This is a genomic window from Nocardia sp. bgisy134 (assembly GCF_965341865.1).
GTDB lineage: Bacteria > Actinomycetota > Actinomycetes > Mycobacteriales > Mycobacteriaceae > Nocardia.
Genome location: NZ_CBDQZP010000042.1, coordinates 1 through 13,446, shown reverse-complemented (window position 1 = coordinate 13,446; position 13,446 = coordinate 1). Strand labels below are relative to the sequence as shown.

General features: G+C 70.0%; 12 protein-coding genes. 1 reads left to right on the top strand and 11 read right to left on the bottom strand.

Features of this window, described 5'->3' with window-relative positions; translation table 11 throughout:
* Positions 1-598 precede the first annotated feature (598 nt).
* The 6 genes from ACRWNM_RS36320 to ssd all read right to left on the bottom strand — a co-directional run bounded on the left by ACRWNM_RS36320 (position 599) and on the right by ssd (position 6,502).
* Positions 599-892: a TadE family type IV pilus minor pilin gene (locus ACRWNM_RS36320; protein ID WP_431972697.1), complete on the bottom strand. Its 294-nt coding sequence runs from the start codon at positions 890-892 to the stop codon at positions 599-601.
* Positions 893-1,629: 737 nt separating this feature from the next.
* Entirely contained in the window at positions 1,630-1,818 is a 189-nt protein-coding gene (locus ACRWNM_RS36315) for a DUF4244 domain-containing protein (protein ID WP_431972696.1), read from the bottom strand.
* A gap of 690 nt (positions 1,819-2,508) precedes the next feature.
* Positions 2,509-3,123, bottom strand: a complete 615-nt coding sequence (locus tag ACRWNM_RS36310) for a type II secretion system F family protein (protein WP_431972695.1) — start codon at positions 3,121-3,123, stop codon at positions 2,509-2,511.
* A gap of 297 nt (positions 3,124-3,420) precedes the next feature.
* A complete protein-coding gene (locus ACRWNM_RS36305) occupies positions 3,421-4,209 on the bottom strand; it encodes a type II secretion system F family protein (RefSeq protein ID WP_431972694.1) in 789 nt (262 codons plus the stop codon).
* On the bottom strand, positions 4,206-5,393 hold the full coding sequence (locus tag ACRWNM_RS36300; protein ID WP_431972693.1) for a TadA family conjugal transfer-associated ATPase: 1,188 nt from the start codon (positions 5,391-5,393) through the stop codon (positions 4,206-4,208). The genes ACRWNM_RS36305 and ACRWNM_RS36300 overlap by 4 nt, the downstream gene beginning before the upstream one ends.
* The gene (ssd, locus tag ACRWNM_RS36295) at positions 5,390-6,502 is read right to left on the bottom strand and encodes a septum site-determining protein Ssd (RefSeq protein WP_431972692.1); all 1,113 of its coding nucleotides are present in this window, start codon (positions 6,500-6,502) and stop codon (positions 5,390-5,392) included. The genes ACRWNM_RS36300 and ssd overlap by 4 nt, the downstream gene beginning before the upstream one ends.
* Positions 6,503-6,870: 368 nt before the next feature.
* Here ssd and ACRWNM_RS36290 point away from each other — a divergent pair, with 368 nt between their 5' ends.
* Positions 6,871-7,740, top strand: a complete 870-nt coding sequence (locus tag ACRWNM_RS36290; protein ID WP_431972691.1) for an HAD family hydrolase — start codon at positions 6,871-6,873, stop codon at positions 7,738-7,740.
* A 525-nt stretch (positions 7,741-8,265) separates the two neighbouring features.
* Here the strand turns inward: ACRWNM_RS36290 and ACRWNM_RS36285 are convergent.
* From ACRWNM_RS36285 to ACRWNM_RS36265, 5 genes are all read right to left on the bottom strand, one after another.
* On the bottom strand, positions 8,266-9,012 hold the full coding sequence (locus ACRWNM_RS36285) for an oxidoreductase (protein ID WP_431972690.1): 747 nt from the start codon (positions 9,010-9,012) through the stop codon (positions 8,266-8,268).
* A gap of 28 nt (positions 9,013-9,040) precedes the next feature.
* The gene (locus tag ACRWNM_RS36280) at positions 9,041-10,711 is read right to left on the bottom strand and encodes a dipeptide ABC transporter ATP-binding protein (RefSeq protein ID WP_431972689.1); all 1,671 of its coding nucleotides are present in this window, start codon (positions 10,709-10,711) and stop codon (positions 9,041-9,043) included.
* 8 nt (positions 10,712-10,719) lie between these two features.
* On the bottom strand, positions 10,720-11,682 hold the full coding sequence (locus tag ACRWNM_RS36275) for an ABC transporter permease (RefSeq protein ID WP_431972688.1): 963 nt from the start codon (positions 11,680-11,682) through the stop codon (positions 10,720-10,722).
* Positions 11,675-12,601, bottom strand: a complete 927-nt coding sequence (locus ACRWNM_RS36270) for an ABC transporter permease (RefSeq protein ID WP_431972687.1) — start codon at positions 12,599-12,601, stop codon at positions 11,675-11,677. The genes ACRWNM_RS36275 and ACRWNM_RS36270 overlap by 8 nt, the downstream gene beginning before the upstream one ends.
* 61 nt (positions 12,602-12,662) lie before the next feature.
* On the bottom strand, positions 12,663-13,446 hold a 784-nt coding region (locus ACRWNM_RS36265), incomplete at its 5' end, for a peptide ABC transporter substrate-binding protein (RefSeq protein WP_431972686.1).

Here is a 13,446-nt window from a genome sequence, read left to right as displayed (position 1 = left end):
ACGCCAGACGCTGACCGCCAGACCAACACCGCACCAGGCCCACGCACACCAACAGACGACCAACAGCCCAACATCGCATCAGGCCGACACACGCCAGACGCTGACCGACAGACCAACACCGCCCCAGGCCCACGCACACCAACAGACGACCAACAGCCCAACATCGCATCAGGCCGACACACGCCCACCGCTGACCGGCAGCACAGCGGCATGTCGGGTCGCGGTCGACGCACTCCGACCGTTGGCCTACAGCCCAACACCGCCCCCGGCCAACACACACCGACCGATGACCAGCAGCCCAACACCGCGCTAGGCCGACATACACTCACCGCTGACCGAGAGACCAACACCGCCCCAGGTCGACGCTCACCAACCGCTGACCGGCAGACCAATACCGTCCCGGGCCGACGCACGCCCACCGCCACCCGACAGCACAAAGGCGCGTCGGATGGCGGTCGACGCACGCCGAGCGGTGAGGGACGGTGCACACAGGAAAGCCGCGACACTTTCGCTGAGCTCGCCGATGCTCTCCCTGTCCTGCGAAGCGACAAGAGCCACGTCGGGCTGCTCGCCGTAGCGCTGCGGGCGGGTCTCCCGCTCACCGCGCCACCCCCAGCTCCAGCGCCGCCACGGCCTCGGCCCGTAACTCGAGGGGTAAGAGCGCTGTCCGCGCCGAGACCACCACGACCACGTGCTCGCCCTCCGTGCGGAGCGAGACGGCGGCGTTCGGCGGGGCGACGCGACGAGCCGTGGCGACCGCGTTGGCTTCGTCGCCGCGCGCCGCAAGGCGTGCCGCCTCACGGGCGGCGTCGACGCAGCGGACCTGCGTCGACGCCGCGAGCAGGGCTCCGAGGCAGACCATCACCGCAACGACGAGGGAACCGAGCGCGATCGCCGCCTCGACCGTGACGGCCCCGCGATCATCCGCGAGCGGACGAGCACCTACACCTCGTCCGCCTCTGGCCGCGACGGTCCCACTCTCCGCTGCAACCGCACGCGCAACGACACATCGCCCAGCCCCCACCGTGACGGTCCTGCCATTCATCGCGAGCGGACGGCCATCGACACATCGTCCATTCCCCACCGTGGTGGCCCCGCCATCGGCCACGAGGGAACGAGCACAAACACACTGTCCGGTCCTCGCCGCGACGGACCCACCATCGGCCCCGAGCGGACGAGCACCGACACGTCGTCCTCCCTTGGCCGCGACGGCCCCACTCTCCGCCGCGACCGCACAGGCAACGACACATCGCCCAGTACCCACCGCGACGGTCCCGCCATCGGCCGCGATCAGACGGCCGTCAAGACGTCGTCCGGTCTCGGCCACCATCGCCCCGCCATAGCCAACGAGCGAACAGGCACTCACACACCGACCCCTCCGCGCCGTCATGGCACCGCCATCGGTCGCGAGCGAACGGGCGCCAACACACCGCCCGCTCCCCACCGCGATCGCCCTGCCATCGCCCACAAGCGAACAGGCACCCACACACCGCCCGTTCCCCACCGTGGTGGCACCGCCGTCGTCCGCAAGGGAATGGGCACAAACACACTGTCCGGTCCTCGCCGCGACGACCCCGCGATCATCCGCGAGCGGACGAGCACCGGCACGTCGTCGGGCCACCCCCGCCGCTACACCGTGGTGTTCAAGGCGCGATCGATGATCTTCGTCAACGCGTCCACGATCGAATCGCCGGTCACCACCCCGTACAGCACCGCACCAAATGCCGCTGCCGCAATAGTCCCGATGGCATATTCCGCTGTGCTCATGCCGTCGTCGTCGACGGCTGCCCGCACCGTGCGGAGCTGGAGTTGAGCAATGGCCGTCCGTGCTCGGCCACCGAGGGTGCGGTACCGAAACCACGAATCTGCCTCGGCCGCTGTGTTTCTCGCCGGGCCGGCTGGGTTGTGTTCCGGGTCTTGCCCGGTCGTGCACGCCAGCCCGCCGACAGGACTCGCGATCCCACCGGGTGTCGGCTTCACAGCGTGTACCCGGTTCCCGCCTGCATTTACCTTCCCGTGTAGCGCCCCCATCTCGCGCCGCCGCACTGTCCGACCCAGCAGCGTCATCGCCGCCAACGCTGTGTTTCCGCCCGCTGTCACCACTCCGTGTCACCTCACCTTCCCGCTCCGAAACGCCATCGCCGCCGATAATCCGCTCGCGCCTGCGGTAGCCATCCCGCGCCGCGCCGCCTTCCTGCGCAACTTCACATGCATCCGGGCCACTCGGATACCGACCACCCGGGCGACCCGTGGGATCGAGCGCCTCCGTGGGCCCGCTGCCTCCTCCGCGGAACCACGCAGCGCACGAACCACTTCGGTCGTCGCATCCCACACGGCCGCGTGGGCGCGAGCCAACCGTTCGGACAGCAGCGGGCCGTCGGCTCGTCGCCGCGGACGATCCGCCGGTTCTTCGATTCGCACCTGCTTCCCCTTTCCCTTCGGCCCGCGCGGCCGATCCGCGCGGGCAAGCCTGTTGCCGTCGAGCGCGACTCGCGAGGAGGTCCTCGTTCACAGGAGACCGCCTTCGAGAACACGGCCCGCCAGACCGATCACCACGGGCACGATGCCCAAGCACAGGAACGCGGGCAGAAAGCACAGCCCCAGCGGACCGCCGATCAGCACGCCCGCGCGTTCCGCGCGAGCCGCTGCCGCATCCTCGACCGCGCGGCGGTGCTGGTCGGCGAGTTCTCCGACGGCGACCGCCAGCGAAGCGCCGGATCGCGCCGAGCGTCGGGCCATCCGCGCCAGCGAATCGATCTCGGCAGCTCCCGGTCGGCCCTCCGCATCCCGCGCCGCACGCTCCCAGGCCGAGCCCGGCTCCGCGCCGAGCGCAAGCAGGTCCGCGGCCGTGCGCAATGCCATGCCCACCGCCTGCGGTGCGCCGGCAGCCACCACGCGCGCCGCACTCGCCATCGGCAGACCCGCTCGCAGACACGCGGCGAGCAGATCGAACACCGACGCGATATCGAGCGGATTCGCAGCGCCCGGCTTGTCCGGCTTCGGCTCCTTTCCCTCCCCGGTCCGCCCCAGCACCCGCAGCCTCCGACCGACGCCGACGCGCCCCGGCCACAGCGCGAAAGCCCCCGCCACCGCCAACGTTGCGACACCGGCCTCGATCGCCATCCGAATCCCTTTCTGCCCAGCCGAATTCGCCAAAACACGCCGACACCGCATCCCGGCCCGCCACCGAGTCCGGCACACGCGCCGAGCCAATAACCCGACGAGGTGCAGCGCGCCCGCGCTCCGTCGAAGCCATGGCGGCCGACGCCGACGAGGCAAGCACAAGGAACGCCGAGACGACATACCCGATCGCTACGCACAGCCCGCCGAATCTCCGCCGAGGTTCGGCACGAGGCATCCGGCTCCCGCCCACCTCCGGCACGCCCGGCGACTGCTCGACGCACACCGCACCGCGCCCGTTCACACCAGCGCCTTTCGCGTGATCGCATCGCTCCACAGCAGCCCGGTGCAGGCCAGCGCCACCCCGAGTGGAAGCAGCAGGCTTCCCGCCGAGGAGGCGAAGAGGACCCGCAGCGGGTCGGCGCCCATGAGCTGGCCCAGGATCAAGCCGAGCAGCGGGAGGGTGGACAGGACCGTGGCGGTGGCGCGAGCGCCCGCGAGGGCGGCGGTAGCGCGTGCGCGAAAACGGATGCGACCCACCAGGTCTGCGCGGGCGGCCGTCAAGAGTTCGGCGAGGGCCAGGCCGTGGCGCTCCGCGATAAGCCACGCGTCGGCGATGCGAGCGAGCTCGGCGCTGATGACCACGTGCGGGTCACGCAGACCATCTGCGGCGGAACCGCCCAGCTTGCCGCGCGCGGCGCTGACGGCGAAAGCGCGAGCCGCCACACCGCGTGATTCGCTGGCGGCGACGTCCGCGGCCGCACTCGGGTGTGCGCCGACGCGCAATTCGCCGATGACCGCTTCCAAGGCGTCGAGGAGATGGGCGCATGCTTCGGTGCGACGGCGGTCGGCGTGAGCCCGTCGCCGGCGCAGCCCTACGGTGCCCGCCAGCATCGCCGCGGCGAGGAAAACACCGATGCCCATCGCCAGGGTTGACGCAAGCGTCGAACACACCGCGACGCGAACAACATTGCTGTAGTCCGGCTTTCGCGCACGACCCCGCGCGAAAAGACCTCGCATTCGTCGGCGCGGACCCGTCTCGGGCACCACCAGCACCGCGAGCGCCAAGCACACCATCGCCGCGCTCATCGACCAATCCGTTCCGCCAGCAGGGCCGCCAGCCCGGCCGCACCCGGAATCGGCGCATCGTCGGCGCGCCAAGCCGCGACGATGCGCACCCTGCCGCTCGCGTCACGGTCGAGCACCCCGATCTCCCGCAGACCGCGCGAGCCGTCCGCCCGGCGATGCACGTGCAGCACCACCTGCACCGCGGCGGCCAGTTGGCTGTGCAGCGCCGCGCTGTCCATGCCGCCGAGCGCGGCGAGCGCTTCCAGCCTGGCGGGGACTTCCCGCGGGGAGTTCGCGTGGACCGTGCCCGCGCCGCCGTCGTGCCCGGTGTTCAGCGCGGTCAGCAGATCGACGACTTCGGCGCCGCGGACCTCGCCGACCACGATCCGGTCCGGACGCATGCGCAGCGCCTGCCGCACCAGATCGCGCACCGTCACCGCTCCGACGCCCTCGACGTTCGCCGTGCGCGCCACGAGCCGCACCACGTGCGGGTGCGGCGGCGCGAGTTCGGCCGCGTCTTCGACGCACACGATCCGCTCGCGGGCATCGACTTCGGCGAGCAGCGCGGACAAGAGGGTCGTCTTCCCAGCCCCGGTGCCGCCGACCACCAGGAACGCGAGCCGAGCCCGGATGACGCGCTCCAGCAGGGTTTTCGCGTCCGGCGGCACCGCGCCCGCCGCCGCCAGCGCGCCCAACCCCTGGGTGGCGGGGCGCAGCACTCGCAGCGACAGACATGTGCCGCCCTGTGCGATCGGCGCGAGCACCGCGTGCAGCCGAACGCCGAACGAATCACCGAGCGCCGCTTCGGTTCCGGCCAGTCGTCCGTCCACCCACGGCTGGGCGTCGTCGAGCCTGCGCCCCGCCGCAAGCGCCAACCGCTGGGCGAGCCTGCGCACCGCCGCCTCGTCCGGGAACGTGACCGGGGTCCTCTCCAGCCCGTGCCCGCGGTCGATCCATACCGCGTCGGGCGCCGTCACAAGGACATCCGCGACCCGAGGATCGTGCAGCAGTGGCTCGAGCACCCCCGCGCCGGTCATCTCGGTCTGCAACAGCCGCAGCGCGCGCAGCAGGTCGGTGTCACCGAGGACGCCGCCCGCTTCGGCGCGAATGGCCGCCGCGACGGCCGCCGGGTCGGGATCGCCCGGTTCACCCGCCAGTCGCTCCCGCACGCGATCCAGGAGCTCGGCCGTCACCAGCGCGTTCACGGTTCGCTCCGCACGGCAGGCGCGCCGAGCACCGCGAGCACCGCATCGGCCGCGTCCTTGAGCGGTCCACGCCGCGGAGTGGCGAGCCCGCCGCGCTCCAGGCGGGCCGCCAAGCCCCCTTCGGCTCGGACGGCCGCCAGCAGCGGGAGGTCGAGGACCTCGGCCACCTCGGCTCCGCGCAGCCCGCCCGGCGCCGGACCGCGGAGCACCAAGCCCTGGTTGGGATTTCGCCTGCCGATGTACGCCGCGACGGACTCCGCCGCGGCCACCGCCCGCAGCGTGGCCTGCACGACCAGCACCACCAGATCCGCGCTTTCGAGCATCTGTTCCGCGTGCGCGCCGCGCTCACCGGACACGTCGCAGATCACGAGATCGCCTGCGGCACGGCCTGCTTCGATCACCGCGCGCGCCGCGCCCGCCCCGATAGCGCCCGGCAATCGACCGGCACCGCCGCGGCCGCAGGACAGCACGGACAGCCCCGGCGACGCCTTCGGCAGCGCGTCGTGCAACGCCGTCGCCGCGATCCTGCCGTCCTCGACGACCAGGTCCGGCCAGCGCAGCCCCATACCCGTCTCTATGCCCAACAGCAGGTCGAGGCCGCCGCCGAGGGGTGCTCCGTCGACGAGCACGGTGTCGCGACGGAACCCTTCGGCGGCGGCGCGCAGGGCGGTGGCAGCGGCGAGAACCGAGGCTCCCGCGCCACCGCTCGCACCGGCGACAGCCACCACGACACCGTCGGATGCGCGCCGCTCGCCGTGCTCAGCAAACTTCTCGATAAGCCCCACCGCGGCCCCCGGCAGCGCGATGACGCGCTCGGCGCCGACCGCCGCCGCGGCCTGCCAACCGGGTAGTCCGGGCTCCCCATCGGTCACCAGAACGACGCCGCCCCGCCGCGGGTAACCGGCTGCCGCGCACTCACCCGCCGTGACTGTGTCGAGGATCACCATGGGCGCCCCTGACCAGGCATGCCTGCCCACCGGCGGCTCGCGTTCGTCGAGCAGGCGCTCCGCGGCCGCGGCGACCCGGCGGACCTCGTCTCGTAACCGGACATCCCGGATGAGCACGAGCGCGGGCGAGATCGAGACTGTCTGCGCGACGTCGTTATCCATGCAGGTCAGCGTGGTGCACGCGAAGGCTCGCCAGAAGACCCGAGATGCCGAATGTGGATAACTCCGACGCTGTGGACAACCGTCGGACCGACGAAGAAGGGGAATTCGTCCCCGAAATAGAGGACGGCCCCAGCCGGGGGGGGAGGAGGCTGGGGCCGTCGGGTTCAGCCCCGGGGGGTCGGGCTGAACGCGCCTGGACCATGTCCAGGTGCCAGCAATACTACACCCAATCCCCGGCACGCACGCAAGTCCGTCATCGAAGAACTTTGCCGTCACCGCCGCTCCGGCGTCTCTCGAGCAAACTCGTGGCCGCCCCCGGTGACCCGACCCGCCCACCGGCATTTGCACGGTGTGCATATTCTGAACGGGTGACGGCCGAGGACGACCAGACAACGGATCCGGACCATCAGGCGGGCGCCGCGACGACAGCGGACAGCGCCCCGACCAGGCGCGGGCGCGTGGCCGCGTTCTTCGATCTCGACAAGACGGTGATCGCGAAATCGAGCGCCTTCGTCTTCAGCAAGCCGTTCTTCGCTCAGGGTCTGCTCAACCGCAGGACCGTGCTGGAGAGCAGCTACGCGCACTTTCTCTTCCTGCTGTCGGGCGCCGACCACGACCAGATGGAGCGGATGCGTGAACATCTGACCAAGATGTGCGCGGGCTGGGACGTCGAGCAGGTGAAATCCATTGTCGCCGAGACACTTCACGAGCTGGTCGACCCGCTGATCTACGCGGAGGCCGCCGATCTCATTGCCGATCACAAGATTCGGGGCCACGACGTGGTGATCGTCTCGGCGTCCGGCGAGGAGATGGTCGGCCCCATCGCCGAGGTGCTCGGCGCCTCGCGCACCGCGGCCACCAGGATGGTCGTCGAGGACGGCAAGTACACCGGCGAGGTCGAGTTCTACTGCTACGGCGACGGCAAGGTCGAGGCCATCGAAAAGCTCGCCGCCGCAGAGGGTTACGACCTTTCGCGCTGCTATGCCTATTCCGATTCGGCGACCGATCTGCCGATGCTGAGCGCCGTCGGCCACCCGACGGCGGTGAACCCCGATCGCAATCTCCGCCGCGAGGCGACTGCCCGCGGCTGGCCGATCCTCGCCTTCTCCAACCCGGTCTCGCTGTGGGCGCGATTCCAGTCGCCCTCGTCGACCACCCTTGCCGCGACCGCGGCCGTAGGACTCAGCGCGGTGCTGGCCGGAGCGATCAGTTATCGCCTGCTGCGGCGCCGCCGCTGATCATTGACTGTGGACCCGGCTGCGCGCCGCCGCACTGTTCAACAGGGGTAGCCGATGGCTCGCCGGGGGTTCGACAGCCCGGCTCCGAGGGGTTCGCGACCAGGCATTCAAGCACGAAACGCCGACAAACACGCCGATTTTTCATTGTTTTCTCGACCCTTGAGTGAGCCCGCTCACAGTGGTAGAAATGAGTCACGGAAGGACGGAAGGCCAAGGCGGAGCCGGAAGAGAAGGTTCAGTCTCCCATCCCACCCTTCCCAGCACGGACACCAGGCACCCACGCGGAGCACGCCGCGACAAGGGCAGAAGCGTTGTGGGCCTGCGAGATTCGAATTGTCGACGGCGAAGGCCTCGCACAGGTTGCGGGGATGAACCGGCGGAGTTCGAATAGTCGCCGAGGCCGCAGAACACAACCCACCTAGCACGCTTGGTAACCCGGTAGTCCGTGCTAGCGGGCGGTGAGGTCGTCAACGACAACGCCGCCCGCTTTGATGTGCGGGGAAGGTCGAGACGTCCGCCGAGTCGCTATCCCGACGCCGCGTCGGCGATCGACGTCGCCTCCCTGGCGCCGTCCTCCAGCGCACCGCAGCACAGGATCACCCATCCGCCGACCGCCTCGGGCCTGCCGGTCCCGAATTCCGCGGCCGCGGCCTCGTACGCCTGCTTGCGCCGCAGCCAGAACACCTCGGGCACCCCCAGGCTGTGTGGGTCCAGGCCCCTTGCCACCGACACCAACCGCGATGCCGCACGCGCGACGATCCCGTCCGCCGTGCCGAACGGTCGCAACGCCAGTAGCTCGCCGTGCACCACCGCCGCGACGACCGGCGCGGGCGCCTTGGTGGTCAACACGGTCTGCACCAGCAGATCCAGCCGCTCGGCGACGCCCGCGTCGGCGCGCGGCCGCCCGAGCAGCTGCTCGTCGGTCACCAGGTCGGCGGCCGCCAGCAGGTGCAACCGAGCCAGGGCCTGGAGCGGCGCGCGCTGCCAGGTGCCCGCGAGGTTGCGCAGGGCATCGCCGTCCAGCGCCTGCCCCACGCGCAGCGAGCCCGCCAGGATCGGATCCTCCACCCGGCCGTCGGCGGGCAGGTCGGTGCTGCCGCCGTCGATGGCCGCGGAGGACCGCGCCGCGCGCACCGCCGCCTCGGCCGCGGTGGTCGGCCAGCCGCGCCGGTTCGCTTTGTGCCGGTGCACCGCGGCCAGTGCATCGCGGGCGCGGTCGGCGGCGTCGCGCACGCCGGGCAGGTCGACGAGGGGCTGCAGCGGATCGGTCACGGGATACGAGGCTACTTGCGCGGCCACCTCACCCCGCCAGCAGATCCCGCCCCGGGATCGCGTCGAGCAGCCGGCGCGTGTAGTCCTCGCGCGGGTGGTCGAACACCTGCTCGGCGCTCGCCGCCTCGACGACCCGGCCCTGCTGCATGACCAGCACGTCGTCCGCGATCTGGCGCACCACGGCCAGGTCGTGCGAGATGAAGAGATAGGAAAGCCCCAGCGCGGCTTGCAGATCGTTGAGCAGATTCAGAATCTGCGCCTGCACGAGCACGTCGAGCGCGGACACCGCCTCGTCGCAGACCACCACCTCGGGCGACAGCGCGAGGGCCCGCGCGATCGCGACCCGCTGACGCTGGCCGCCGGACAGCTCGTTCGGATAGCGCCGTTGCACCGAGGCGGGCAGCGACACCTTGTCCAGCAGGTCACGCACCACCGCGGCGCGCTCCTTCGGCGTGCCGATCCGGTGGACACGCAGCGGCTCCTCGATCGTGCGGAAGATCGAGTACATGGGGTCGAGCGAGCCGTACGGGTCCTGGAAGATCGGCTGCACCCGGCGGCGGAAGGCGAAGGCGCCCGCGCGATCCAACGTGGTCACGTCGCGTCCGTCGAAGGTGACGGCGCCCGAGGTCGGCGCGAGCAGGCCGAGCACCATCTGCGCGACGGTCGACTTGCCCGACCCGGATTCGCCGACGATGGCGGTGGTGGTGCCGCGGCGCAGCCGGAACGACACGTCGTCGACCGCACGCAGCTCCGACGACTTCCTCCACGGCGCGCCGCCGCGGATCGGGAACACCTTGGTGAGCCGCTCGGCGACCACCACATCGGGCGCGGCCGATTCGGCCTCGGCGACCTGCTCGGCCTGCTCGCGAATCTCGATCCGCTTGCGCACCGCGGAGAGCCGCTGCGAGGCGAGCGAAGGCGCCGAGTTCACCAGCTTCTTGGTGTAGGCGTGCTGGGGATCGCGCAGAATGCGCAGTGCGGGACCGGATTCCACCACCTGCCCCCGGTACATCACCACCAAGTGCTCGGCCCGTTCGGCGGCCAGGCCGAGATCGTGGGTGATGAGCAGGACGGCGGTGCCGAGCTCCCCGGTCAATCCGTCGAGGTGATCGAGGATCTGACGCTGCACGGTGACGTCCAGCGCCGAGGTCGGCTCATCGGCGATCAACAGTTTCGGACGGCACGACAACCCGATCGCGATCAGCGCCCGCTGCCGCATGCCGCCGGAGAATTCGTGCGGGTACTGATTCACCCGCCGCGCCGCATCCGACATGCCCGCTTCCTCGAGCAACTCGACGGCCCGCCGGCGCGCCTCGGATCCTTTGGCGATTCCGTTGGCCTCCAATGTCTCCCGCACCTGGAACCCGACCTTCCACACTGGATTCAGGTTGGACATCGGGTCCTGCGGCACCAGCCCGATGCCGCGCCCGCGCACCGCGAGGATCTCCTTCTTCGACGCGTTGGTGAGGTCCTTGCCGTCGAACACGATCGACCCCGCGGTGATCCGGCCGGTGCCGGGCAGCAAGTCGATGACGGCGTGCGCCGTGGTGGTCTTCCCGGAACCCGACTCACCGACGATCGCGACGGTCTGGCCCGGGTACACGGTGAGACCGACGTTGCGCACCGCGGGCACCTGCCTGCCCTCGGAGCTGAAACAGACATCGAGATCACGGATTTCGAGCAGCGGACGGTCCGTCATCGCGACGCTCACCTCTTCCTTGCCTTCGGGTCGAGCGCGTCGCGCACCGCGTCGCCGAGCATGATGAAGCTCAGCACGGTGATGGCGAGCGCGGCGGCGGGATAGAACAGGATCGCCGAGGTGCGCAGATCGTTCTTGGCCCTGGCGATGTCGCCACCCCAGGACACGATGTCGGGCGGCAGCCCCACACCGAGATACGACAGCGTCGCCTCGGTGACGATGAAGACGCCCAGCCAGATGGTGGAGACCACGATGAGCGGGCCCGCCGCGTTCGGCAGCACGTGCCGGACCAGTGTTCCCGTCCTGGAGACGCCCAACGCCTTTGCCGCCGTGACGTATTCGCTGTTCTTGGCCTCGATGACCGCGCCGCGCGCGATGCGGGCCGCCTGCGGCCAGGTGAACGAGGCGAGCACCAGGACGACGTTCCACATGGTCGCGGGCCGCAGCATCTGCAACAGGACGATCGCGGCGAGCATCATCGGGATGGCGTAGAAGATCTCCGCGATGCGCGAGACGATCTCGTCCAGCACTCCGCCGAAGAACCCGGCCGCCGCGCCGAGCGTGCCGCCGATCAGCACGAACAGCGCCGCCGCGCTCAGCCCGACCAGCACGGAGGCCCGCGCGCCGTAGATGGTCCTGGTGTAGACGTCGCAGCCCTGCCGGTCGAAGCCGAAGGGATGTCCCGGGCGCGGGGGCGCCATGATGTCGTCGCCGAGGCAGTGGCGCGGGTCCTGATCGGTGAACAGTCCCGGCCACAGCACCACCACCGTCACCGCCACGATCAACAGCACGGCGACCAGGAAGATCGGGTTGCGCCGCAGCTGCCGCCAGGCGTCGCCCCAGATGCTGGCCGGCTCGCCCGACGTGTCGACGCGGTCGGTGGCGAGCACCTCCACCTCGTCCCGCGGCGCGACGTAGTACTCCTGACCGGGCCTGATGTCGCTGCTCGCGTCCTTCTCCAGCTCAGGCATAGCGGATCCTCGGGTCGAGTGCGGCGTAGAGCAAATCCACGATCAGGTTGGCCAGCAGGAAGATCACCACGAGCACCGTGACGAACGAGACGACCGTCGGCGGCTCCACCCGCTGGATCGCCTGGTACAGGGTGCCGCCGACGCCGGGGATGTTGAAGATGCCCTCGGTGACGATCGCCCCGCCGATCAGCGCGCCGAGATCGGCGCCGAGGAAGGTCACCACCGGGATCATCGAATTGCGCAGGATGTGCATGGTCACCACGCGACGTCTGCTCAGCCCTTTGGCGGTCGCGGTGCGCACGTAGTCGGCGGACATGTTCTCCGCCACGGAATTTCGCGTCAGCCGCAGCACATAGGCGAACGAGAGCGAGCCGAGCACGAACGCGGGCAGCAGCAGTTCCGTGAAACTCGCCTTCGCACTGACGGTCGTCGGCGCGATGCCCCACTTCACGCCGAACAGGAACTGCGCGACATAACCGACGACGAACACCGGCACGGCGATGATCACCAGGCTGGCCACCAACATCGTCGAATCGAACAGCTTGCCCTTGCGCAGACCGGCGATCAGGCCGAACACGATGCCGAACACGCCTTCGATGAACACCGCCATGACGGAGAGCTTGATCGTGATCGGGAAGGCCCTCGCCAGCTCGTCGCGGACCGGACGACCGGAGTACGCGGTGCCGAAATCGAAGGTCAGGATGCCTTTCAGATAGAACAGGTACTGCGTGATGAACGGCTCGTCGAGGTGATATCTGGCCCGCAGCTGGGCCTCGACGGCAGGGGTGAGCGGCTTCTCACCGGCCAGCGCCTTGATCGGATCGCCGGGGATGAGGAAGACCATCGCGTAGATGAGCAGCGTCGCGCCGAGGAACACGGGGATCATCTGGAGCAGGCGCCGCACGACATACCAAGCCATATTTCCTCCGGAAAGTACCGAGCCGGACCGACTTTCGCCGTCGGCCCGGCTCCCCGGGCGTCTACTTCTCGATGCCCTCGAAATCGAACAGGCCGTTCCAGGCCAGGTGGGCGTTGCGGACCCGATCCGAATGGCCCGCCGCCGCCACGTAGTCCAGCACCGGGATGTCGGCCATGTCCCTGATCAGCAGGGCCTGCGCCTGGGCGATGATCCGGTAGGACTCCTCCTGGGTCGGCGCGGCGAGCGCGGCGTCGAGCAGCCGGTCGAATTCGGGGTTGTCGTAGTTGACGTTGTTGGTCTCGGAGTAGCTGTAGTACTGCGAGGTGAGGAACTGCAGCATCGTCGGATAGTCGCCCTGCCAGCCGTAACGGAAGGACTTGCGGATGGTTTCGGCGTTCACCTCGTCGCGGATGTTCTTGAAGGTCGGGTACGGCACCGCGATGGCGTCGATGCCGAGGGTGTTCTTGACGCTGTTGGCCACCGCCTCCACCCATGCCTGATGGCCGCCGTCGGAGTTGTAGGCGACCTCGTAGCGCCCCGACCACGGCGAAATGGCGTCGGCCCGCGCCCACAACCGCTTGGCCTCCTCGGGGTTGTACTTCAGCACCTCCGAACCGGGCAGGTTGCCGTCGAAGCCGGGCAGCGTGCTCGCGGTGAAGTCGCGCGCCGGGATGCGGGTGCCGTGAAAGATCTTCTCGCAGATCTGTTCCCGGTTGATCGCCATCGAGAGGGCGCGGCGGCGCAGCAGTCCCTCCTCGCCCGCGAAGTGCGGGACGTTGGACTGGACGCCGATGTGCTGGTTCTGCGCGACCGGCTTGGGGGGGGGGGGGGGGGGGGGCGAGGTG